Origin of the sequence: Faecalibacterium tardum (genome assembly GCF_040096515.1) — a bacterium.
Lineage (GTDB): Bacteria > Bacillota > Clostridia > Oscillospirales > Ruminococcaceae > Faecalibacterium > Faecalibacterium tardum.
The window spans coordinates 97,704-121,486 of the sequence record NZ_JBBMEO010000001.1 but is presented as its reverse complement, the minus strand read 5'-3'; the positions used below and the strand labels follow the sequence as shown (position 1 = coordinate 121,486).

Genomic DNA, 23,783 nt, shown 5'->3' with positions numbered 1-23,783 from the left:
TCAATTACGTTCCACGAACAGTTTTTCCACCCGGAGCACCCCGCCGGTGATGTTGGCAAGGCCAAGGAACTGCCCGGCGGCATTGCGCACCCGGTAGCGTCCGTCTGCTGCGGGGTAGCGGCTGGTGGGACAGCCGTTGTACAGGTGCTGCTCCACCCATGGCTCCACCACCAGCAGTGGCAGCGGGGTGAACACGCTTTCCACCGGCAGCATCAGTGCTTCCAGTGCAGCGTTCCCCTGCTCCTTTGCGGCAAGAATTTCTTCCAGCGTGTGGGCATCTGCTTCGGTGTACAGACCGGCAGCAGTGCGGCGCAGAGCGCTCATGGTGCCCTTCTGCCCCATGGCGGCGGCGATCTCCTCCAGCAGCGCGCGGATATAGGTGCCCTTGGAGCAGCGCACCGTCAGTACATACTCGTTTTCTGCCGGACTGCCGCCGTACTCGATGCCGTAGATCTCAATGGGGCGCGCCTTGCGCTCCACGGTCACGCCCTCGCGCGCCAGCTTATACAGCGGCTGGCCATTGATCTTGACCGCGGAATACATGGGCGGCACCTGCATCTGCGGGCCGATAAACTGCGGCAGCACTGCCAGCAGTTCCTTTTCTCCGGCGGTGACGGGCGCGGTTTCCAGCACCGTGCCGGTGCTATCGCCGGTATCGGTGCGTGCGCCCAGGCGCAGGGTGGCGCGGTAGGTCTTGTCGTGGTTCAGCTGCAGATCCACCGCCTTGCTGGCACCGCCGCAGAACACCGGCAGCACACCGGTGGCCATGGGGTCCAGTGTACCGCTGTGTCCCAGCTTGCGGGTGCCCAGCACGCCGCGCAGCTTTGCCACCACGTCAAAGCTGGTCCAGTCCATGGGCTTGTCTACGATCAGGATGCCCTGCATCATGCTTCCTCCTGCGGTGCGTCCAGCTCGGCTTCCACCTCTGCAAGGATCGCGTTTTTGGCGTTTTCAAGGTCGCCCAGCAGCTCACAGCCCGCTGCGCGGGTGTGGCCGCCGCCGCCCAGACGCCGGGCGATGGCGCAGGCGTCCACGCCCTTTGCGGTGCGCACGCTGATGCGGTAGCTGCCGCCGGGCTGCTGGCGCAGGGTCAGACCCACCTTGACTCCCTCGATGCTGATGGGCAGGCCGGTCAGCTCTTCCAGATCCGCAGGGTCTACCCCGCTCTGCCGGATCTCGTCCCTTGTCAGGTAGATCAGGGCGCAGCGATCGTCCAGATAGTACTCCAGATGGTTGCGGGCGATGCGCTCGGCCTCCATGCGGGCACGGGGCTTGGTGTCAAAGAGCAGGGTGTTCAGCTCCTCCACATGACAACCGGCTTCAATAAGCTTTGCAGCAACCGTGTGGGTGTTGGCTGTGGTGGAGGAGAACTTGAAGCAGCCGGTGTCGGTGGCAATGCCGGTGTACAGGCAGTCGGCAATGTGGGGGGTGATAGTCACCCCCATCTCCACGATGACCTGATACAGCAGCTCTGCTGCCGCAGCGGCACTGGCATCCAGAAGGGTAAAATCAGCATAGCCGTTGTTGCCCGCGTGGTGGTCGATGCACAGGTCCACATGGCGTGCAAACTGCGGCACACCGTTATTTTCGCCAAACAACTGCAGGCCGGCCACATCCACTGCGATCACGGTGCGGGGCTCGAACTCGCCCTTGAACAGCCGTGGGTTTGTAAAGGCATAGCGGGACGGAATGGCATCGGAGCAGAGCACCGCTGTTGTTTTTTCCAGCGCTTTGAGCGCATAGTACAGGGCGCTGCCGCAGCCGATGGTGTCACCGTCCGGGTTTTTGTGGCACAGAATCAAAATGTTGTCCGCAGCCAGCAGGCGCTGCGCCATCTGCTGCACATCCAGTTGTTCTGTCATCCAATGATCCATCCTTTCCGCAAAGGCAGTCAGTCCTCGGTCTGTTCGGTATCGGCAGGCTGTGCTTCTTCCTCGCCGTTCACATTCAGGCTGCGCAGCAGCTCGTTGATGTGGGCGGCGTAGGCGGCACCGTCATCCTCCACAAAGATAAAGCGGGGTGCCTTGCGGATGTGCATTTTTTTGCTGACCTCGGTGCGCACATGGCCTGCGGCACGGTTCAGCGCTTCAATAGCGGGCTTGGGGCCGTCTGCGCGGCCCATCACGCTTACATACACTTTTGCCACATCCAGATCCGGCGTCACGTCCAGACGGGTGACGGTCAGCAGACCGCCCTCCAGCCGCGGGTCCTTCAGCCGGCCGATGATGGCAATGACCTCACGCTTCATATCCTGCGCAAGACGGCCCATATTTTTCTGAGACATAGTTTTCTCCAAATTCTGTCCGGCAGCCTCCCAAAGCCTTGCCCCGGCCGGGGCAAGGCGGCATTTGTCTGCCAAAACGACGGATGAGGGCGCACGCTCCACACCTGCGAAAGATACGCCCTCATCAGTCTCACTTCGTTCGACAGCTTCCCCCGTCCGGGGGAAGCCTTTTCTGCCGGGAAGCTGTTATATATTCGGTTTTTTCTTAGTCGCGGTACTCTTCCATCTTGAAGGCTTCGTACACGTCGCCTTCCTTGACGTCCGCAAACTTCTCCAGGGTCACACCGCACTCGTAGCCCTCGGCCACTTCCTTGGCATCATCCTTGAAGCGCTTCAGGGATGCGATCTCGTCCTCGGCAATGACGATGCCGTCACGCACCACGCGCACCTTGCTGTCGCGGGTGATCTTGCCGCTGGTCACGCGGCAGCCTGCAACGGTGCCCACGTTGGAGATCTTGTACACCTGACGCACCTGCAGCTCACCCAGAGCGACCTCGCGGAACTTGGGTGCCAGCATACCCTTCATAGCGTCGGTGACATCGTTGATGGCGTCGTAGATGACGCGGTACATACGCATTTCCACCTTGGTGGCAGCGGCTTCTTCCTTGGCCACGTTGTCCGGGCGGACGTTGAAGCCGATGATGATGGCGTTGGAGGCATCGGCCAGATCGACGTCAGACTTGCTGATGGCGCCGACACCGGCGTGGATGACGCGCACGCGCACCTCATCGTTGGAGATCTTCTCCAGACTCTGCTTCACAGCCTCGGCAGAGCCCTGCACGTCGGCCTTGACCACGATGGCCAGCTCCTTCATGTCGTTCTGTGCCATCTGGCTGAACAGGTTATCCAGCGTGACCTTCTGGAAGGAGGAGAACTGCTTTTCCTTGGCGGCAGCAACGCGCTGCTCAGCCAGTTCACGGGCCAGACGCTCGTCCTCAACAGCCTCGAACAGGTCGCCGGCCTCGGGCACGGCGGTCAGGCCGGTGATCTCCACAGGGGTGGAGGGACCGGCATCGGTCAGCAGCTGACCCTTGTCGTTGCGCATGGTACGCACACGGCCCACGGCGGTACCGGCGATGATGACATCACCGGAGTGCAGGGTGCCGTTCTGCACCAGAATGGTGGCAATGGGGCCCTGGCCCTTGTCCAGACGGGCCTCGACGACCGCACCCTTGGCGCGGCGGTTGGGGTTTGCCTTCAGCTCCATGACCTCAGCTTCCAGCGCAATGCGCTCCAGCAGGTCGTTGATGCCCATGCCGGTCAGGGCAGACACCGGGATGCAGGCCACATCGCCGCCCCAGTCCTCGGTGATGATGCCGTACTTGGTCAGGCCTTCCATCACGCGCTCGGGGTTTGCAGTGGGCTTATCCATCTTGTTCATTGCCACGATAATCTTGACATTTGCAGCCTTGGCGTGGTTGATGGACTCGATGGTCTGGGGCATGATGCCGTCGTCGGCAGCAACCACCAGAACTGCAATATCGGTCATGTTGGCACCGCGGGCACGCATGGAGGTGAACGCCTCGTGGCCCGGGGTATCCAGGAAGGTGATGAGGCTGTCGTTGATCTTGACCTGATATGCACCGATGGCCTGCGTGATGCCGCCGGCCTCGCCTGCGGTGACGTTGGTCTTACGGATGGCATCCAGAATACTGGTCTTGCCGTGGTCAACGTGACCCATGACACAGACCACCGGGGGACGCTCCACCAGATCCTCCTGTGCATCCTCTTCCTGCGTGAACAGGCGCTCCTCGATGGTCACATGCACCTCGTGCTCGACCTTTGCGTGGAACTCCTCTGCCAGCAGAGCTGCGGTATCGAAATCGATCACGTCGTTGATGGCGTGCATCTCACCCATCTGCATGAACTTGGCAATGACCTTACCGGCCTGCTGCTTCAGGCGGGTAGCCAGCTCGCCCACGGTGATCTCGTCGGGGATCAGTACCTTCAGCTGGGCGTTGCGGGCCTTCTCCAGCTGGATGCGCTGCAGACGCTCGAACTCAGTCTCGCGCTTGCCCTTCTGGAACTGCTGGCGCTGGCGCTGGCCGCGCTGGGTGAACTTCTGCTTGTTGCCCTGCGGGGTGGGCTTGCGGCGGTTCTCGGTATTCTTGGTGGAAGCCAGATCATCGTAACGGGCGTCGAAGCGATCCACATTCATATCCACAGTGCGGGTATCCACGGTGACCTGATTGTCCTCACGGCGGACAGAAACTGCCTGTGCGGGGGCAGCGGTGGCCTTTGCGCCGGTCTCGCGTGCCAGCTCGCTGAAGGAAACGGTCTTTTCCTCGCGCTTCTTGTGCTGCTCGGGCTTCTTGTCGCCGTGCTTGCCGTTATTGTTATTATTGTTTGCCTTGGGCTGCTCGGCCTTTGCGGCGGGCTGCTGGGGCTTTTTGTCAGCCTTGGGAGCCTCGGGCTTCTTCTCAGCCTTCTTTTCGGCCTTCTGCTCAGCCTTCTTCTCGGCCTTGGGCTCCTCCTTAGGAGCCTTGGCACTGTTCAAAAACTCGTCCAGATTTGCCACGCTGTTATCCTTGCTGAACTTTTCCAGCAGGTAGTTCAGCTCGTTCTCCTCCAGATTGGAGCTGTTCTTCTTGCCGGTGCTGCCCATAGCGGTCAGCTCGTCCAACACCTTCTTTGCAGAAAGGTTCAGATCCTTTGCAAAGTCACTCACTTTATATTTTACGATCATTCGCTCATATCCTCCTCATTTTTGATTGCTCCACAGTCCGACAGGCGGTCGAAGCAGAGCTTTGCGAGGTTGCGGTCGGTCACCGCGTAAACAGCCACGGGCTTGTGGCTGATATCGGCCAGCTTATCCTGCGTCAGCGGCATGGTGAACACGTCCACCAAGTCCCCTACGGCGTAGTTCAAACGCTGCAAAGTCTTAGGGCTGATGTCCGATGCGGTCATCACCAGCCATGCCTTGCTTTTGACGCAGGCTTCCTCTACGGCATCAAAGCCCATGGTCAGCGCACCGGCCTTGCGGCACAGGCTCACGGCCTGATACAGCGCTTCCTCCGGGGGCAGCTTGGGTTTTGTAGGGGCATTATTCTTTTTTGCCATCGGCTGCGGCCTCCTTTGCGGCTGCGGCCAGCTGTACAGCCAGCGCGTCGTATACCTCGGCGGGAACCGGCTGCTCAAAGCAGCGCTCCAGCGCCTTTTTCTTTTTTGCCTTGGTCAGGCAGTCCGGGTCCGGGCAGAGATATGCGCCGCGCCCCGGCTTTTTGCCTACCAGATCGATGCTGATCTCCCCGCTGGGTGCGCGCACCACGCGCACCAGCTCCTTTTTGGGGCGGCTGGTCATGCAGCCGATGCACTGGCGGGCAGGGATCTTTTTTTGTGCCATCCGGTTTCCCTCCTTCGGCAGATGGTGCCGGGCTTATTCAGCGTCTGCTGCGTCCTTCTTGGGCTCCTCGTCCTCGCCGTAGTAGCCGCTCTCGGGACGGATATCAATGTTGTAGCCGGTCAGGCGTGCGCACAGGCGGGCGTTCTGACCCTTGTTGCCAATGGCAAGGCTCAGCTGCTGGTCGGGCACGGTGACGCGGCAGGAGCGGGTCTCGCCGGGCAGCAGCTCCACCTTGACCACCTTGGCGGGGCTCAGGGCTGCGGAGATGAACTCCGAGATATCCTCGCTCCACTTGACGATATCGATCTTCTCGCCGCCCAGCTTTTCCACAACAGCGGCCACGCGGGCGCCGTGCTCGCCGATGCAGGCGGAAACAGGGTTGACGTTGGGGTCCTTGGACCAGACAGCCATCTTGGTGCGGGCACCGGCTTCGCGGCTGATGGCCTTTACCTCCACAGTGCCGTCAAAGATCTCGGGCACTTCCAGCTCAAACAGGCGCTTGACAAGGCCGGGATGGGTGCGGCTGATCATCACGCGGGGGCCGCGCTCGGTGCTGACCACATCCACGATGTAGACCTGCAGGGTCTCACCCTCGGTGTACACCTCGCCGGGCACCTGCTCGTTGCGGGGCAGAACAGCCTCGCCGCCCTTGCCCAGATCCAGCGCAACGATGCCCTTCTCGGTATCCACGCGGGTAACGGTGGCCTGCACGATATCATGTGCGCGGGACTGGATCTCGCTGAGCTGCTGGTTGCGCTCGGCCTCGCGGATGCCCTGACGGATGACGTGCTTTGCGGTCTGGGCGGCAATACGGCCAAAATCGCGGGTCTTGAGCGGAGTGATGATGCGGTCGCCCACCTCATAGCTGCTGCGGATCTTGCGTGCTTCGGTCACACCGATCTCGGCGTGCTCGTCGTACCAGTCCTCGTCTGCCACGATGTCCTGGATCAGTGCCACATCAAAGCGGCCGGTGTCGGGGTCGATCTCCACCCGGATGTGGTCCTCCTCGACCTCATAGTTCTTCTTGACGGCAATGATGATAGCCGCCTTGATCTTTTCGATCAGGTATTCTGCGGTGATGCCGCGCTCATGCTCCAGCATGGAGAGCGCTTCAAAAAAGTCCTTATTCGCTGCTGTCATTTTTCGGGTTCCTCCTATATATTTTGTTCTCTTTTCTCCATCAGAGACGGTACTTCTCAGTTGAACAGATCCTCGTCGTCGCACAGCTGCACGCCGGAGACTGCGTTCACCTCAAAGGTCACGGGGCCGTTCTCGGTCTCCAGTGTCACGGTGCTGCCCTCGCGGCCGGTCAGGATGCCGGACAGCTCCCGCACGCCGTCGGCGTTGGGACGGATGAGCTTTGCTCGCACCTTCTGACCCTTCAGTGCCTCGTAGTGCTCCGGGCGGGTCAGCTTGCGGCCAAGGCCGGGGCTGCCCACTTCCAGATAATAGCTCTGGTCGATGGGGTCTGCCTCATCCAGAATGGGGTCCAGTGCGTGGGACACCTCTGCACAGGTGTCGGTATCCATGGTGCCGTCCCGGTCGATGAGGATACGAAGATACCAGTCCGGCCCTTCCTTCTCAAAAACCACATCCCACAGGCGCAGACCCATGCCTTCCACCGTGGGACGGACAAGCGCTTCCACTCTCTGCGCGGTGTTGCCGCCAGACTGCTTCGCCATAAAAAACCTCCAAACAAACAAGAAACGCGGACCTTGCGGCCCACGTTTCAGGTTAAACTATATCGTACTACTAGAATATAGCATACTCTTGCGATTTATGCAAGCATTTTCGCAATTTTTTTGCAGTTGCGCGCCCTTTGGGGCTTTTTACAGCACCCAGACGCCGTTTTCAAACAGCGGCACAGTGCGGCCGTCGCGGCATTTGCCGGTGATGCGGCTGTCCTCTGCACCGATCATCACGTCCTCGTGCAGGGAGGAGTGGTTCATGCCGCGGGCTGCCAGCTCCTCCTTGGAAAGGCCGGTGCCACCCACGGTGGTGCCGGGGTAGCTGTCGCCAAAGGCGATGTGGCAGGCAGCGTTCTCGTCAAACAGGGTGTTGTAGAACAGCTTGCCGCTGCGGTTGATGGGGCTGGAGGCGGGCACCAGTGCCACCTCACCGATGTGGCGTGCGCCCTCGTCGGTGTCCAACAGCTGACCCAGCAGATCTGCGCCCTCGTCGGCGCCGTGCTCCACCACCTTGCCGTCCTTGAAGGTAACGTGGAAATTCTTGATGAGCTGACCGTTAAAGACGTAGGGCTTTGTGCCGTAAACGATGCCGTCCACCTTATCCTTATGGGGTGCGGTGAACACTTCCTCAGTGGGAATGTTGGGCAGGAAGGGCACGCCCTTCTCGTTTTTGCTGCCGGCGCTCTCCCACACCGCCTGTTCCGCCAGACCCACGGTCAGGTCGGTACCGTTGGCGCTTTCAAAATGCACGCTTTCCAGATCCAGGGCGTTCATCTTTGCGCCCAGCTCGTTCAGGCGGTCCAGATGCTTCTGCCACTCCCCTACCGGGTCGCCGCCGGTCACGCGGCAGGTGTCGAAGATCAGCTTCCACTGTGCCTCAATGGCGGCGGCAGTGTCCAGCTCCGGGAACATCTTCTTTGCCCACGGCTCTGCGGGCAGAGCGGCGATGGACCACTGCACCCGGTCGTTCATGGTGTACTCCCGCCACGGCTGCATAAAGCTGCGGTTCGCGCTGTTCACCCGGCTGATCTTGGCACCGTCCAGCCCGGCGAACAGTTCCGGGTCGTCCGCGATGAGGTGCAGCACGCACACACCGCCCTCGCTCTCGGCGTAGTCCAGATAGCGGCGCAGCTGCCAGCCCTTGTGGTCGGTCAGGGCGTCCTCGCCGCCCAGCTCCATGCGGATGCGGGTAACGGCGTCATCCTGCCAGTTCACCTGCACGTCCCGCGCACCGGCCTCGTAGGCGCTGCGCACGCACAGCCGTGCCAGCGGAGCACCTTCCAGCGGGCAGTTGATGATAAGGGTCTGCCCCGGCTGCGGGTTCACACCCACCCGGACGATAAAATCTGCATACTTTTGCAGCAGTTCGTTAAAGTTTTCCACGTTAGAACCTCCTGTGGTGCATAGCCACCGTTGTTTTTTCTCAGTATACCGCGTTCCGGCGTTTCTGTCCACTATGGGCAGAGCTGCCGCTCACCCTTCCGATTCAAAAAAGGCGCGGGTCATCTGTACCACCGTGCCGGAAAGCAGCAGCAATGCAATGAGGTTGGGAATGCTCATCAGGCCGTTGAAGGTGTCGGCGATGCTCCACAGCAGACCAAGGTCCATGGTAGCGCCCAGAATGGCTACCAGAGCATACACCACAAAGAAGGGGCGCGCCACCTTGTTGCTCTTGCACAGGAACACCAGAAAGCGGGAGCCGTACAGACCCCAGCCGATGATGGTGGAAAAGGCAAAGCAGCACAGCGCCACGGCAGTAAAGATAGACGCCCAGCCGCCGTAGGTGGTGGTAAAGCCGGAGATGGTCAGCTCAGCACCCGCCGCTGCGCCGTAGCTGACCTGGGTGCCGCTGCACAGGATGACCAGCGCGGTCAGGGTGCAGATGACGATGGTATCGGCAAACACCTCAAAAATACCGAACATGCCCTGCTTGACCGGCTTTTTGGTGTCGGCGCAGGCATGGGCGATAGAACCGGTGCCAAGACCGGCCTCGTTGGAAAAGATGCCGCGGGAAACGCCCTTTTGCATACTGACGAACAGGCTGCCAATGGTGCCGCCGGTAAAGGCAGCAGGGTTGAACGCGCCCGCCACGATGGATTCCAGCACATAGGGCAGGCGGGAGAAGTTGAGCACCACCACGCCTACCGACAGCACAATGTAGAACAGCGCCATAAAGGGCACCAGCTTCTCGCTTACGCTGCCAATGCGCTTGATGCCGCCCAGCAACACCAGCGCCACCAGCACCGCCACAAGGATGCCCACGATGAGGTTAAGGGTGGGCAGAAAGCTGCCGCCCACCAGCCCGTATTCCAGCAGGGCGGTATCCACCGCTGCCACGATGGTATTCACCTGCGTTGCGTTGCCGGTGCCGAACACGGTCAGCACGCCGAACAGCGCGTACAGCACGGCCAGAAACTGCCAGCGGCGGCCAAGGCCGTTTTTAATATAGTACATCGGGCCGCCCACCCACTCGCCGGTATCGCTGCGCTCCCGGAAATGCACCGCCAGCGTCACCTCGGCAAACTTGGTGCACATCCCCAGCAACGCAGAGCACCACATCCAGAACACGGCACCCGGGCCGCCGATGGCAATAGCACCCGCCACACCGGCAATGTTGCCGGTGCCCACCGTGCCCGCCAGCGCGGTGCACACCGCCTGAAAAGGGGTCATGGCACCGTCCGAGGCGTCCCGCTTGCGGAACATCCGGCCCACGGTGGTGCGGATGGCGTAGGGGAATTTACGAATCTGCAAAAAGCCCGTGCGGACACTGAGCAGCAGCCCCACGCCAATGATGCACACCATGGCGGGGATGCCCCAGATAAAGCTGTTCACCGCCTGATTGACGGCGGCAATGGTCTCGATCATATACTTCCACATCCTCTGTAATATCTTGCGCACTGACAGTTTTTGTCAAAACACGAAAATTATTTTACCGTACTTTTCCCGTAGTGTCAATGAAAAATAGGGACGTTATGAAACGCCCCTATCAGAAATTCTTATTTTTTATGTGTGACCGCCCTGCGGTAAACGATGCCGGAGACCACCGCTGCCAGCACCTCGGTAAGCCAGAAGGCGTGCCATGCGCCATCTGCGCCCAGCCAGTTACACAGCAGTGCAGCCAGCGGCATGATGAAAACGACGTACCGGCACAGGGCGATGACCAGCGATTCTGCGCCCTTGCCCAGACCCTCCAGCGCACCGGAAGCGGTGGTGGAGACCGCCGAGATGACAAAGCCGATGCTGATAATGCGCAAGGCAGTCCGCCCGGCGGCGATGGTTTCGGGGTTCTGAGTGAACAGTCCCATCAGCTGCCCGGAAGCAGCCTGACAGATCACCGTGCCCGCCGCCATGATGGCAGCGCTCATGAGCAGGGTCAACTGGAACAGCTTTTTCACCCGGGCGTGCTCCCGCGCACCGTAGTTATAGCCGATAAGGGGACGCATGCCCTGCACAAAGCCGTTGGCAGGCAGATACAAAAAGGTCTGCAATTTATAATAGATGCCCAGCACCACCACATAGCTCTGAGAAAAAGCCGCCAGCAATCCGTTAAGGAAGGTGACCAGCAGTGAAGGCAGCGCCAGATTCAGGATGGCCGGAATGCCGATGGCGTACAGTCTGCCGTCCAGCGCCGCGTCCGGGCGCAGGCAGCTGCGGCGCAGCCGCACCGGCAGTTCGGTGCGCAGATAGACCACAAGATAGACCACCACGCTGAGCATCTGACCGATACCGGTAGCCAGTGCCGCGCCCGCAATACCCATGGCGGGCACCGGCCCAAGCCCGAAGATGAGCACCGGGTCCAGCAGAATATTGCACACGCAGCCGGTGATCAGCGCGACCATGGACACCTTCATGCGGCCCACCGCCTGAAAGGTCTTTTCAAAGGCCAGCGAGGCCATGTTCACGACCAAAAACAGGAACACGATGGTGGAATAGGTGATGCCGGCGGCGATCAGCGTCTCGTCCTGCGTAAAGCGGCGCAGAAAGCCGGGCATGATGGCAATGCTGACCGCCATCATCACCACGCCGTGCACAAGGCTGAGCACAAAGCCGTGGGTGGCGGCTATCTCGGCCTTTTCGCGGTCGCCCGCGCCCAGATACAGCGCGATCATGGCGTTGATACCGATGCCAAAGCCGATGGCAATGGCGTTGGAAAAGTTCTGGATGGGGAACACCAGACTTAAAGCAGTCATGGCGTCCTCGCTGATGCGCGCCACAAACAGGCTGTCCACAATGTTGTAGAGACTATTCACCAGCATGGAGATCACGTTGGGCAGCGCCATCGAGAGCAGCAGCGGCAGCACCGGCTTCTCCTTCATAAAAGTTTCGTTCATTGAAAAAATTCACCTGCTATCTGTAAAAAAGTAAAAATATGGCGGGCGCAGCACCGGCTTGCAGCCGGTTTCCGGCGCACAAAAAAGCCACACAATGACCCTTGGAAGGTCATTGTGTGGCGAAAAGTAGCAATGTTGCTGTAAAAATCCACACGGTTTTTATGATCGCGGCAGCTGTCCGCGATATGCAGCCTGCGCACTTGCGCACTGCAACCCTAGCAGAATACCACATCCTCAGCTGCGTGTCAAGGGGTTTTGACACAAAAGTATGACTTTTGTAATCACTTGACCATTTTTACAGCAGGCGCTACAATAAGGCAAACCGGCTCTGAGGGAGGGCATTGTATATGAAATGGATGATCGCATCAGACCTGCACGGTTCCTATTATTATGCGCAGCAGCTGCAGCAGGCCTTTGAACGGGAGCAGGCCGACCGCCTGCTGTTTCTGGGAGACCTGCTCTACCACGGCCCCCGCAACGACCTACCCCGGGATTACGCCCCCAAAAAGGTGATTCCGCTGCTGAACAGCCTTGCGCCCAAGCTGCTGTGTGTGCGCGGCAACTGCGACGCCGAGGTAGACCAGATGGTACTCACCTTCCCGGTGCTGGCGGATTACGCCGTGCTGCCGGTTGGGCAGCGACTGGTCTACGTCACCCACGGCCATGTGTTCAACCTGAACCATCTGCCGCCCCTTGCCCCGGGGGATATTTTGCTCCACGGTCACACCCATGTGCCCGCATGGACAAACTTCGGGCAGGGGAGCCTTTACCTGAACCCCGGCTCTGTAAGCCTGCCCAAGGAAAATACCGCCCACAGCTACATGACCTTGGAGGGAAGCACCGCCTGTTGGAAGACCATGGAGGGCGCGTGCTACCACCAGCTACAGTTGTGATAATGTTGTGATATTCCTTTTTTTGCCTGCAAAAGCCCTTGACGAAATGCCCGAAATGCTGTAAACTAAGTACAACCTTTAAAAATAGAGGGAGCTGTAAGCTTTGTACTGAACGCAGGCGGTGCAAAGTATCGCAGTAAACCCCATAAGGCATCATAAAAAGGCACCGGAGGCTTTGCATCGGCTTCCGGTGTTTTTTTGTGCGCAGCCGGGCTATCTTTTGCAGCGCGATCATGCTACAATAGAAAGAAAACGCGAATTGCAGGAGGAATTATGGATTTTTACGGAACCATCGGCCCTGCCTGTGCCGATGTAAAGCTTTTGCAGCAGATGGTGGAAGCCGGTATGACCGGCATCCGCATGAACCTTTCTCACGGCCCGCTGGCAGCGCACAAGGACTGGCTGGCGCTGCTGCGCAAAGCCGGGGTCAAAAAGCTGCTCATTGATTTGCAGGGGCCGGAACTGCGCATCGGTCGTCTGCCGCAGCCGCTGTCCCTGACCGCCGGACAGACCGTGCGTCTGGGTGCGCAGGGCATCCCCTGCCCTGCCGCGCTGGTGCACAGCGTGCAGCCCGGGCAGGAGCTGCTGCTGGATGACGGCAAGCTGCTGGCACGGGTGGACACCGCGGAACCGGATGCACTCGTGTGCACCGTAGTGCGGGGCGGGGTGCTGCAAAGCCGCAAAAGTCTGGCAGCGCCGGGGGCGGATATCCAGATGCCCACCCTGACCACCGAGGACAAGGAGAACCTTGCCATCGCCGCCGATTGCGGCGTTACCGGGGTCATGCTGCCCTTTGTGCGCGGCGCTGAAGATATCCGCAGCCTGCGGCAGGCGCTGGCAGAAGCCGGTGCACCCGAGCTGAAGATCCTTGCCAAAATTGAAAACCTTGCGGGCGTGCAGGCACTGCCGGAGTTTTTGCCGCTGGTGGACGAGGTGGTCATTGCCCGGGGCGACCTTGGCAACGCCATGCCCCTGTGGGAACTGCCCCGCTGCCAGAAGCAGCTCTCTGCCGCCTGCCGGGCAGCCGGAGTACCCTTTATGGTGGTGACCCAGATGCTGGACAGCATGCACACCCGGGCTGTACCCACCCGCGCCGAGGTGAGCGACATCTACAACGCCGTACTGGACGGCGCATCCAGCCTGATGCTCACCGGCGAGACTGCCGCCGGGCAGTACCCGGTGCAGGCCATGGAGTATCTGGTGCGCACCGCCCGCACGGCGATGTAAGAGGAAGAATTTTTTTATTTAGGCTTCCGAAAAGTCTGCGGACTTTTCGGAAGCCCTTTTTCACGGAAAGGGGTTGTAACAGAGAGATATTTTTCCGCAAAAGGATAGCATCTTTTGTCTGCTTCCTGTATAATACAGGTAAAATCAACTGAAGTCAGAAAGGTTTATCGTTTATGGGCATCGTAGTCATCGGAGCTGTTTTTGTGGATATCAAGGGCTATCCCCTTTCCACCTATATCCCCGGCGGGCGCAACGCCGGACGGATTGAGCAAGTACACGGCGGCGTGAGCCGCAACGTGGTGGAGGATATCGCCAACGTAGAGCTGCGCCCCACCTTTGTGGGTCTGGTGGACGACACCGGCATGGGACAGGACGTCATCGACAAGCTGGCAAGGCACAAGGTCAACACCCGCTTTATCCAGAAAAAGCCGGACGGCATGGGCACATGGCTGGCCATTTTTGACAACGATGGCGATGTGCACGCCGCCATCTCCAAGCGGCCGGACACCACCCCGCTGACCGGCCTTCTGCAAGAACAGGGCGACGCCATTTTTGCAGACTGCGATTCCATTGCACTGGAGCTGGACCTTGAAAAGGAGACGGTGAAGCAGACCCTGCGCTACGCTAAAAAGTACGGCAAAAAGGTGTTTGCCGCAGTCTCCAACATGAGCATCGCCATGGAGCGGCGGGATTTTTTGCAGCAGATCGATTGTTTTGTATGCAACCAGCAGGAGGCCGGGCTGCTGTTCTCGGACGACTACGACCACCTCTCCCCGGACGAGATGTGCCGGGTGCTCACGGGCAACGTACGCAGCGCCAACATTCCCAGCATGGTGGTGACCATGGGCGGGCAGGGCGCGGTATACGCCTGTGCGGACGGTGACTGCGGCATCGTACCCGCCAAAAAGGTGGACGTCATGGACACCACCGGCGCGGGGGACGCCTTCTTTGCCGGCACGGTCATCGGCCTGACCTACGGCAAAACGCTGGCAGAATCCTGCGAGATCGGCAGCCGTCTTGCCGCTTCGGTCATCTGCATCACCGAGAACGTCTGTCCCCGCTTCCGCCCGCAGGAGTTCGGGCTGGATGTACCGGTGGTGGATTAACGGTTTGGAATGGTCTCCGCTGCGCTCTGACCATTTTCAGAGGAAAAATTATTTATATTTTGCCAACCGGGAAAATCTGCGGATTTTCCCGGTTGGCCTTTTCACAAGAGGAGCCGCAAAGGAAAGCTGCATCTATAACTAAAATTGCGGATTTTTTGGCTCGCCTTTTCACGGGAGGGGCGTAGAGGGAAACGGCATCCGTCTATTGGATTTTTGCGCAAAACCGCATTTTCCCCCTTGACAGAAGCGGCAGTTTCTGGTATCAATAAAAATGATAAAGGGGAGTAAAGGGCAGCCCGCCGGTCAAGGCTTTTTTCGGCAGGCCGCTGCATGGCAGCGTCATCACGGCAGCAATGCCCGATGTCATGTGTTCGCTTGAGACTTTTGTCACAGATCTTACGCTGTGGCAAGGGTCTCTTTTTTCTTGCCGCAGCATCAGAACAAAAGGAGGCAGAAAAACAATATGAATTTCTGGAACACATTCGCCGCGCTCTTTTCAAACTTCGGGGCGCTGACATGGCAGATGGTGGTCATGTGGGGCATCGGTGCCCTGCTCATTTACCTTGCCATCGTCAAAAAGATGGAGCCCAGTCTGCTGCTGCCCATGGGGTTCGGTGCCATTCTGGTCAATCTTCCCGCATCCGGTGCCATCACGCAGGGAGACACCGTTGGCCCCATCTCTGCCCTGTTTGAGGCGGGGATGTCCAACGAGCTGTTCCCGCTGCTGCTGTTCATCGGCATCGGAGCCATGATCGATTTTGGCCCGCTGCTGGAAAAGCCGTGGCTCATGCTGTTTGGCGCAGCGGCACAGTTTGGCATCTTTTTCACCCTGTTTCTGGCCGGGTTCTTCTTTGATCTGAAGGACGCCGCGTCCATTGCGGTCATCGGCGCAGCAGACGGCCCCACCGCCATTTTTGTGGCAAACACCCTGAAATCCCAGTATCTGGGCGCTATTATGGTGGCAGCTTACAGCTACATGGCACTGGTGCCCATCGTGCAGCCGCCGGTCATCCGTCTGCTGACCACCCAGAAGGAGCGCCGCATCCGTATGCCCTACGAAAAAGGCAATGTCACCCAGCTGACCAAGATCCTGTTCCCCGTTGTGGTCACGGTGGTCGCCGGTCTGGTAGCCCCGGCCAGCGTGGCGCTGGTGGGCTTTTTGATGTTCGGCAACCTGCTGCGGGAGTGCGGGGTGCTGAACTCCCTGAGCGAGACAGCCCAGAACGTACTGGCAAACCTCATCACCCTGCTGCTGGGTCTGACCGTAGCCGGGCAGATGACCGCCGACAAGTTCGTCCGGCCGGACACTTTGCTCATCATGGCGCTGGGTCTTGTGGCCTTTATCTTTGATACCGCTGGCGGCGTGCTGTTCGCCAAGCTGTTGAACCTCTTCCTGCCCGAGGGCAAAAAGCTGAACCCCATGATCGGTGCGGCAGGCATTTCGGCCTTCCCCATGAGCGGACGCGTGGTCAACAAGATGGGTCTGGCCGAGGACAACCAGAATTTCCTGCTGATGTATTCCATCAGCGTCAACGTTTCCGGGCAGATCGCATCCGTCCTTGCCGGCGGACTGATCCTTTCCCTGATGGTTTAACGGAGGTGCCTTTATGCTTCATCTTTCTTCCTGGATGACCACCCTGCCCATGATGCTCATCGGCATGGCCGGTATCCTGCTGGTCATCGGCTTTCTCGTGCTGGTTGTGATGGCGCTAAACTGCCTCACCCGCCGCAAGTAAGGGCAAAAATCGGATAAGCAAGCCGCCCGGGAGGATCTGCGGATCTTCCCGGGCGGCTTTTTTCACAGGCGCAGACGGCGCTGCTTTTGCCGGATTCATCCCCGGGCGTCCTGCCGGGTGGTGTGGAAGTACTCCTTGGGGGTCATGCCGTACTCCTTTTTAAAGGCGCGGAAAAAGTGGTTGTAACCGCCAAAGCCGCTGGTCTTGTACACCTCGGTGATGGGCAGCCCCTGCTCGATGAGGGTGCAGCAGCGGTCTAACCGCGCCTTTACGATATAGCGGTGCACCGTCTGCCCGGTCTGGCGTTTAAATTCCCGGGCAATATGTTCCCGGGAGACGAAAAACTCCTTTTCCAGCCGCTCCAGCGTCAGCTCCTCGGTAAGGTGTGCCTGAATAAACAAAAACACCTCGTCCAGCATCAGGTGGTGGCGGCTGACCGATGCGGTGTGGAACTCCGCATGGATGCAGGCACGCAGCGCCAGCACCACGAACATCTGCAAAATGCCATGCTCGAATACCTCTGCACCGAACTGGGTGCTCTCCTGCGGGAGCATCAGCAGCTTCCGGGCAAGGTTTTTCAGCAGCATATAGATCTGGCTGTCCGGGCGCACAGCTACCTGCCGGAAGGGCACCACGTTGAAGCTTTTTTCAAGGTCGGTGTCCGCGTCCGAAAGCTGCGCCAGCGTCTGGGGAGACAGCTGCACCCGAATAAGTTCCAGCGGGCCGTAAGCACCGGCGTATTCCAGTCTGCCGCCCTGACCGGGCTTGAAGATGATGAGGTTCTGCTGCTGTGCAGGCAGCACCACCTCGCTGCACCGGAACACACCGCTGCCCCGCATGACCAGGAACAAATCATAATACGTGCCGGAATAAAATTCCCGGACGGCGCTCTGCTCAAAAAAATAACGCTTGACTGTATAGTTCACCAAAAAAGCCTCCGTGAAACTGTCATGTGTAACAGTTTGTTGTACACAACAGAAAAGTACAACTGTTATAATTGCATAATACATCAATTTACAACAGTTTTCAATCATTTTTTGGATATGCATTGATGGAAATTTAACGTATAATGCAAGCGTAGAAAAGAGACTTGTACGAAAAGTCTCGTGGTTTCACTGTTTTTAAGGAGGATAAAACACAATGGACCAGAAAAAGACCGTCCGACCCTTCTCCATGAAGGACAAGATCGGCTATACTCTGGGCGATCTGGGCTGCTGCTTCACCGAGCAGTACCGCGCCATGTATCTGTCGATCTTCTACACCCTGATCCTGCAGGTCAACCCCTTCCATGTGGGTATCCTGCTGCTGGTCACCAAGATCTGGGACGCCGTGAACGACCCCATCATCGGCGCGATCGTGGACTCCCGCAAGGCCACCAAGGGCGGCAAGTTCATCCCTTGGATCCGCGCCTTCTCCTTCCCCATGGCAGTGCTGTGCATCCTTGGCTTTGTCAATGTGGGCAACATCAATTACGGCCTGCGTCTGGCCTACATGTTCGTCACCTACGTTCTGTACGAGGCACTGTACACCTGCGTCAACGTGCCCTTCGGTACTCTGTCCAGCGTGATGACCGATGATGTCAGCCAGCGCACCGCACTGTCCCGCTACCGCAGCCTTGGCGGCACCATCTTCATGACCGTCATGGTCATGATCGGCCCCCTGTTCCTGTATGTGGACAACAAGCCCGTGGCTGGCCGCTTCCTGATGCTGGCCTGCATCTGCGCTATGCTGGGCCTGCTGTGCCTGCAGATCACCTGCGTGTGGTGCAAGGAGCGCGTGGAAGTGCCTGAGCGTCCGCAGGGCGAAAAGCTGAACTACCTGCACGTGCTCAAGGAGATCTCTCACAATAAGGCTCTGCTGGGCGTTATGTTCTTCAGCCTGACCGGCATGATCGGTGCTTCCGTGGTCAACGGTCTGAACACCTACCTGTACAAGGACTTCTTCGGCAACGTCAAGATCCAGGCTGTCTCCGGTATGCTGAGCGTGCTGTACGCTGTGCTGTCCTTTGCCATCACCCAGCCTCTTGCCAACAAGTTCGGCAAGAAGGAGTGGTGCTGCATGGGCGCTGGCTTTGCCGCCATCGTGTTCGGCATCCTGTTCTTCTTCCCCGTCCATAATCCCGTGGTCTTTATCGTCATCAACGGTATCTGCTATCTGGGCGCTTCCGGCATGCAGGTGCTGATCTGGGCCATGGTCAACGACGCCATCGACTACCACGAGCTGCAGACCGGCGAGCGCAACGAGGGCATCGTTTACTCCACCTACTCCTTCTTCCGCAAGCTTGCAAGCGCCATTTCCGGCAGCCTGTCCAGCTTTGTGCTGGGTGCCATCGGCTACAACGTTACCGCTGGCGCTGTGCAGACCGCAGGCGTTGTAAACGCTATCTGGAAGAGCTACACCGGCGTCTACTTCCTGGGCTACGGCATTGCAGTTGCCATCCTGTTCTTCGTCTACCCCCTGACCAAGCAGAAGACTGCCGAGATGCTGACCGAGCTGAAGACTCGCCGCGCCGCAAAGGAGAGCAAGTAAACCATGAAGATCTTACAGGTTCATTTTAAAAACCGCAATGGCCACACCCTGCGCGGCATCGTGACCCTGCCCGACACCGAGGGCAAGGTACCCTTTGTGGTGCATCTGCACGGCTTTGCCGGCAGCTGCAGCGGCTACAAGTCCATGTACACCCACCTGTCCCGCGCTCTGGCAGCGCAGGGCATCGGCAGCGCCCGGTTCGATTTCTACGGCAACGGCGAGAGCGACGGCGAGTTCGAGGATATGAGCTTTGACGGCCTGCACACCGATGCACAGGATATCTTTGCATGGGCAGCCGAGCAGCCCTATGTGGACAGCGAAAAGCTGTTCCTCTCCGGCCAGAGCATGGGCGGCTACATCGCCGCCTCCTGCGCACCGGTCATCCAGCCCCACGGCCTGATTTTGCTGTGCCCGGGCGCCGGGATGTGGTTTGGCTGCGCACAGCGCGCCGACGGCGTTGTGCAGACCGGCAAGGACTACACCGACATGGAGGGTCTGTGCTACAAGATGGCCTTTAACTACGAGATGGCCAAGCACCCCGACCCCTTTACCGAGGCCAAGGGCTACAACGGCCCGGTGCTGCTGCTGCGCGCCGACGATGACCGTCTGGTGGACGAGGGCACCTGCAGCCGTTACGCACAGGTGTACACCGCACCCGAGGTGGATACCATTGCAGGCGGCGGCCACAACTTTGCCACGCTGGCAGCCCGTGCCGCCGTGGAGGAAAAGACCGCAGCATTCATCAAAGCAAATCTGTAAAGCAAAGCATATCTGCAAGGAGGCTTTTGTATGGAAAACGTAATTCTGCAGCCCATCGAGGTGGGCGGACAGACCTTTAAAAACCGCATCATGTTCCCCCCGCTGACCACCGGCTACGAGAAAAACGGCATGATCAGCGAGCAGGACATGGGCTTCTACACCCGTCTGGCAAAGGGCGGCGTGGGCTACATCGTTATGGGCGATGTTGCGCCCATCAACAGCTTTTCTCCCACCCCCAAGCTGTTTGACGACAGCCAGATCCCTGCCTTCAAGGCACTGGCCGACAGCGTACACGCCTACGGCACCAAGCTGGGCATCCAGATCTTCCACCCGGAGTACGATGTGGACGCCATCAACAGCCTGTTCATGCAGAAAAAGTTTGACGAGATGCGTCAGCGCCTGCATCACGACATGATGTTCTTTACCGATGAGGTCAGCGAGGAGATGCTGATGGCCATCATCGATAAGATGTGCGCCTGCGCAGTGCGTGCCCAGAAGGCCGGTGTGGACGTGATCCAGATCCACGGCGACCGCCTGAACGGCTGCCTGTGCTCCACCCGCATGAACCACCGCACCGATAAGTTCGGCGGCAGTCTGGAGAACCGCGTCCGCTTTGCCCGTATGCTGACCCGCGCCATCCGCAAGGCTGTGCCGGATATGGTCATCGACTACAAGCTGTCCATCGTCACCCCGCAGCGCGGCAAGGGCGGCATTGACGAAGCCGACGCCGTGCAGTTTGCCCAGTGGCTGGTGGAGGACGGCGTGGATATGTTCCACGTTGCCCAGGCCAACCACACTGGCAACATGGCCGACACCATTCCTCCCATGGGCGTACAGCCCTACGGCTTCTTTGTCAAGATCGCCGGGGACATCAAAAAGGCCGTCAATGTGCCGGTCAGCGCCGTGGGTCGTATCGTGGATGCCGACATGGCTGCGCGTGTCATCGAGAGCGGCATGGCCGACATTGTTGCCATGGGTCGCCCGCTGCTGGCAGACCCCGACTGGGGCACCAAGATCGCTGCCGGGAAGGCCTGCGATATCCGCCGCTGCATCAGCTGCAACAAGGGCTGCACCGATGCCATCCAGAACCGTCAGTTCCTCTCCTGCGTGCTGAACGCGGAGAATGGCTACGAGAACACCCGCAGTATCCAGCCCGCAGCACAGAAAAAGAAGATCGCCGTCCTCGGCGGCGGCCCTGCCGGTCTGGAAGCCGCCCGTGTGGCAGCGCTGCGTGGCCATGATGTGACCCTGTTTGAAAAGACCACCTCTCTGGGCGGCCAGCTGAACATTGCCTGCGTACCTCCCCGCAAGGAGGAGATGCGCCGCGCCACACAGGATCTGATCCACGCGGTCTGCAACGCCGGTGTGCACCTGTGCATGGGTCAGACCCGCACCGCAGAGCAGCTGAAGGATGCCGGCTTTGAGGCTGTCATCAACGCTGTGGGCGCACACAGCGCCGCACCCCGCATTCCCGGCATCGACAGCGTGAACGTTGCCGACGCGTGGAAGGTGCTGGCGGGCGAGCAGCAGGTATATGGCACGGTTGCCGTCATCGGCGGCGGTATGGTGGGCTGCGAGACCGCAGAGTATCTGGCTGCCCGCGGCTGCAAGGTGTCGGTCATCGAGATGATGGACAAGATCGCCGCAGGCGAGAGTACCACCATTCTGCCCACCCTGCTGGAAAACTACAAGACCTACGGCGTGGAGCAGTACCCCAGCCACAAGGTCAAGGAGTTCCGCATGGACGCCGTCGTCTGCGAGAACAAGGACGGCGCAGAGGTGACCATCCCCTGTGATTACATCGTGCTGGCCATGGGCGCACGCTCCAACGCATTTGACGCTGCTGCGCTGGAAGCTGCCGGCATCCCGGTGTATTCCATCGGCGATGCCGCCGGTAAGGCTGCGGATATTTCCAACGCCATCCGCACCGGTTACGATACCGCCTGCCAGCTGTAAAACAAAAAATATCGTTCTATTTGTGGGTCAGAAACGCCTGTGGGCGCTTCTGACCCACTTTTTTTACCCCTCGGGGAGCCAGTGTTGCTCCTACAATGGCAACAAGCAGATATTGTTTTGTTTTTGGTTACGGCAAGGACAGCATGTCACAATTTGCAAGAATCAAATCACAAAAGGCAACGTAAACGGCGGATAAAATGTGATATATTAGTTCCACGACAAGGCAAAAAAATGAACAAAATACATTCATAATGACGAGTAGAATTGTGCATTGTGCTTTTGTGCTCTTGAACGGGTGCAGGTAAAAAACAGAAAAATTTCGGAACATTCAAGATCTTGAACCGATATCATTTCAGACAGAGAGGAGAATGCCGCAAACCATATCAGATGCTTAAAAGAACATCGTTAAATCTGGAAAGGAGAAAAAACATGAAACGTATCCTCAAAACCACCATTGCCTCCGCACTGGTGCTGTCCATGGCACTGAGCGGAGCAACCGCCGCTGTGGCTGCAACTCCGGCAGCGGAAGGCTTGCAACAGTCTAATTGCATCGCCACACAGACCGTTAGCAATTGGGCTAAAAATGTTAAGATAAAATTATTTAATAAGAGTGAATATGCCAAGTATAATCCGGGCGTGACTGTGGAAAAAGATGAAAACTCTCCTACAGGATACTATGCGGTGTTTGTTTTTGATGAAGACAGCCTGACAGATTCGTACAAGAGCTACATCAAGGAACAATACGGGGTCGATTTGAATGAAAAGCTGGATTTGAATAATCTGGCACAGGTGCAAATCTATTCAAATACGGCGCTGCTGTTCTCATACGATACGCAGGCGGCAGGTGTTCCACTGGATCCGGCCAATGCTGCTTATACGCCGGATCAGTACACAGAGGGTCTGTATCCTGCAGGCGGTGATACCAGCAAGGCTTGGACGAATGCCGCAGGCACGACCAAAGTCAATTACTATGCAGACATGACCAAGTTTGCAGAGGGCCGCTGGGGTGTAAAAATTCCACTGACCTCTGGTGCGACCGACTATAATATCCGCTTGGTGGATGTCAATGGCGTGGCAGATGGAACCTATCTTTATGATCCGGCTAACGCCCCGATGCAGAATACGGCCTCCGGTGTTTACAGTCGGTCGAGCATGGTCTATGTGCCGTACAGCGAAAAGATGGGTACTGGTACCTATTCGGATCGCACCGTTGAAAATCCACGTGAAGATGGCAAGACTGGTGAGATGACCTTTGCATCCTATGTCAACGCAGACGGTGAAACACGCTATTTGGGCGTATATCTGCCGTATGGTTACGATGCAAACCGCACCGAACCGTACAATGTGCTTTATATGTCACACGGTGCACAGAGTGAGCAGCTGGGCAGCGAAATGCGCTGGCTGAACGAGTGTGCTGTCCAGAACATCACAGACAACCTGAACGGTGATTTCGTCGTTGTTACGATGAACAATGTCGATTTGAAGTGGAATCAGGATAAGATCTGGACCGAACAGCAGAACATCATGTCCTTTGTAGAGTCCAATTACAATGTCGGCAAGGAACAAAAGAATCGTGCATATTGTGGATTCTCAATGGGCGGCAGAACAGCAAGCTATATGTACGTCAATCATGCGGATCAGTTTGGTTATGTTGGTATCTGGTCCTATGCAGCCAATGAGCTGTTGGATGCACTGGATGCAGATGGCTGGGCGAAACTGGCAGCACAGGGAACCAAAGTGTCGGTTGGCGCAGGCGATTGGGACTATCTGCTGTCCTTCTGCACCAAATTCTCGGATTCTCTGAAAGCGCACGATATTGACAATACCTACTTCACGGTTCCAGGCTCCCACGACTGGCGCACCTGGCAGGCTATGTATGCTTATGCGGTGCAGAATCTGCTGTGGAAGTAATGACGTAAGCAAAAAACAGG

The 23,783-nt window shown here is 58.4% G+C and carries 21 protein-coding genes; 9 read left to right on the top strand and 12 right to left on the bottom strand.

Going from position 1 to position 23,783, the window contains the following annotated elements:
* From truB to WMO44_RS00555, 11 genes are all read right to left on the bottom strand, one after another.
* The gene (gene truB / locus WMO44_RS00605; RefSeq protein WP_349151599.1) at positions 1-885 is read right to left on the bottom strand and encodes a tRNA pseudouridine(55) synthase TruB; all 885 of its coding nucleotides are present in this window, start codon (positions 883-885) and stop codon (positions 1-3) included.
* Positions 885-1,874: a DHH family phosphoesterase gene (locus tag WMO44_RS00600; protein ID WP_349151420.1), complete on the bottom strand. Its 990-nt coding sequence runs from the start codon at positions 1,872-1,874 to the stop codon at positions 885-887. Before WMO44_RS00600 ends, truB begins: the two co-directional genes overlap by 1 nt.
* Positions 1,875-1,891: 17 nt before the next feature.
* On the bottom strand, positions 1,892-2,284 hold the full coding sequence (gene rbfA, locus WMO44_RS00595) for a 30S ribosome-binding factor RbfA (protein WP_015538188.1): 393 nt from the start codon (positions 2,282-2,284) through the stop codon (positions 1,892-1,894).
* Positions 2,285-2,489: 205 nt separating this feature from the next.
* The gene (infB, locus tag WMO44_RS00590) at positions 2,490-4,970 is read right to left on the bottom strand and encodes a translation initiation factor IF-2 (protein ID WP_349151419.1); all 2,481 of its coding nucleotides are present in this window, start codon (positions 4,968-4,970) and stop codon (positions 2,490-2,492) included.
* Positions 4,967-5,344, bottom strand: a complete 378-nt coding sequence (locus WMO44_RS00585; RefSeq protein ID WP_349151418.1) for a L7Ae/L30e/S12e/Gadd45 family ribosomal protein — start codon at positions 5,342-5,344, stop codon at positions 4,967-4,969. Before WMO44_RS00585 ends, infB begins: the two co-directional genes overlap by 4 nt.
* Entirely contained in the window at positions 5,328-5,627 is a 300-nt protein-coding gene (rnpM, locus tag WMO44_RS00580; protein WP_005922334.1) for an RNase P modulator RnpM, read from the bottom strand. The genes WMO44_RS00585 and rnpM overlap by 17 nt, the downstream gene beginning before the upstream one ends.
* A 33-nt stretch (positions 5,628-5,660) precedes the next feature.
* Positions 5,661-6,767, bottom strand: a complete 1,107-nt coding sequence (gene nusA / locus WMO44_RS00575; protein ID WP_055185377.1) for a transcription termination factor NusA — start codon at positions 6,765-6,767, stop codon at positions 5,661-5,663.
* Between the two features lie 56 nt (positions 6,768-6,823).
* Entirely contained in the window at positions 6,824-7,309 is a 486-nt protein-coding gene (gene rimP, locus WMO44_RS00570; RefSeq protein WP_349151417.1) for a ribosome maturation factor RimP, read from the bottom strand.
* A gap of 147 nt (positions 7,310-7,456) precedes the next feature.
* Positions 7,457-8,698: an aminopeptidase gene (locus WMO44_RS00565; RefSeq protein WP_349151416.1), complete on the bottom strand. Its 1,242-nt coding sequence runs from the start codon at positions 8,696-8,698 to the stop codon at positions 7,457-7,459.
* A 90-nt stretch (positions 8,699-8,788) separates the two neighbouring features.
* Positions 8,789-10,180 (bottom strand): alanine/glycine:cation symporter family protein, encoded by a 1,392-nt coding sequence (locus WMO44_RS00560; RefSeq protein ID WP_055185379.1) that lies wholly within the window; start codon positions 10,178-10,180, stop codon positions 8,789-8,791.
* 131 nt (positions 10,181-10,311) lie between these two features.
* On the bottom strand, positions 10,312-11,646 hold the full coding sequence (locus WMO44_RS00555; RefSeq protein WP_349151415.1) for an MATE family efflux transporter: 1,335 nt from the start codon (positions 11,644-11,646) through the stop codon (positions 10,312-10,314).
* Positions 11,647-11,993: 347 nt separating this feature from the next.
* On the opposite strand from WMO44_RS00555, the gene yfcE reads away from it, so the two are divergent.
* The 5 genes from yfcE (at position 11,994) to WMO44_RS00530 (ending at position 16,608) form a co-directional block, all read left to right on the top strand.
* A complete protein-coding gene (gene yfcE / locus WMO44_RS00550) occupies positions 11,994-12,539 on the top strand; it encodes a phosphodiesterase (protein WP_349151414.1) in 546 nt (181 codons plus the stop codon).
* Between the two features lie 273 nt (positions 12,540-12,812).
* Positions 12,813-13,766, top strand: coding sequence for a pyruvate kinase (gene pyk, locus WMO44_RS00545; RefSeq protein ID WP_349151413.1), 954 nt, complete (start codon positions 12,813-12,815; stop codon positions 13,764-13,766).
* 173 nt (positions 13,767-13,939) lie between these two features.
* On the top strand, positions 13,940-14,872 hold the full coding sequence (locus tag WMO44_RS00540; protein WP_349151412.1) for a carbohydrate kinase family protein: 933 nt from the start codon (positions 13,940-13,942) through the stop codon (positions 14,870-14,872).
* Between the two features lie 463 nt (positions 14,873-15,335).
* On the top strand, positions 15,336-16,466 hold the full coding sequence (locus WMO44_RS00535) for a sodium ion-translocating decarboxylase subunit beta (RefSeq protein ID WP_349151411.1): 1,131 nt from the start codon (positions 15,336-15,338) through the stop codon (positions 16,464-16,466).
* A gap of 13 nt (positions 16,467-16,479) precedes the next feature.
* Positions 16,480-16,608 carry a hypothetical protein gene (locus WMO44_RS00530; protein WP_055185384.1) on the top strand — a complete coding sequence of 43 codons (129 nt, stop codon included), beginning with the start codon at positions 16,480-16,482 and terminating at the stop codon, positions 16,606-16,608.
* A 95-nt stretch (positions 16,609-16,703) separates the two neighbouring features.
* Here WMO44_RS00530 and WMO44_RS00525 read toward each other — a convergent pair whose 3' ends face one another.
* Positions 16,704-17,534 carry a helix-turn-helix domain-containing protein gene (locus WMO44_RS00525; protein ID WP_349151598.1) on the bottom strand — a complete coding sequence of 277 codons (831 nt, stop codon included), beginning with the start codon at positions 17,532-17,534 and terminating at the stop codon, positions 16,704-16,706.
* A gap of 214 nt (positions 17,535-17,748) precedes the next feature.
* Between WMO44_RS00525 and WMO44_RS00520 the strand changes: the two genes are divergently transcribed.
* From WMO44_RS00520 to WMO44_RS00505, 4 genes are all read left to right on the top strand, one after another.
* Positions 17,749-19,137 carry an MFS transporter gene (locus WMO44_RS00520; protein ID WP_349151410.1) on the top strand — a complete coding sequence of 463 codons (1,389 nt, stop codon included), beginning with the start codon at positions 17,749-17,751 and terminating at the stop codon, positions 19,135-19,137.
* Between the two features lie 3 nt (positions 19,138-19,140).
* The gene (locus WMO44_RS00515) at positions 19,141-19,896 is read left to right on the top strand and encodes an alpha/beta hydrolase family protein (RefSeq protein WP_349151409.1); all 756 of its coding nucleotides are present in this window, start codon (positions 19,141-19,143) and stop codon (positions 19,894-19,896) included.
* Positions 19,897-19,926: 30 nt separating this feature from the next.
* Positions 19,927-21,852 carry a bilirubin reductase, long form gene (gene bilR, locus WMO44_RS00510; protein WP_349151408.1) on the top strand — a complete coding sequence of 642 codons (1,926 nt, stop codon included), beginning with the start codon at positions 19,927-19,929 and terminating at the stop codon, positions 21,850-21,852.
* A gap of 429 nt (positions 21,853-22,281) precedes the next feature.
* Complete coding sequence (locus WMO44_RS00505; protein ID WP_349151407.1) at positions 22,282-23,763, top strand: alpha/beta hydrolase; 1,482 nt, start codon at positions 22,282-22,284, stop codon at positions 23,761-23,763.
* The last annotated feature ends 20 nt before the right edge of the window (positions 23,764-23,783 follow it).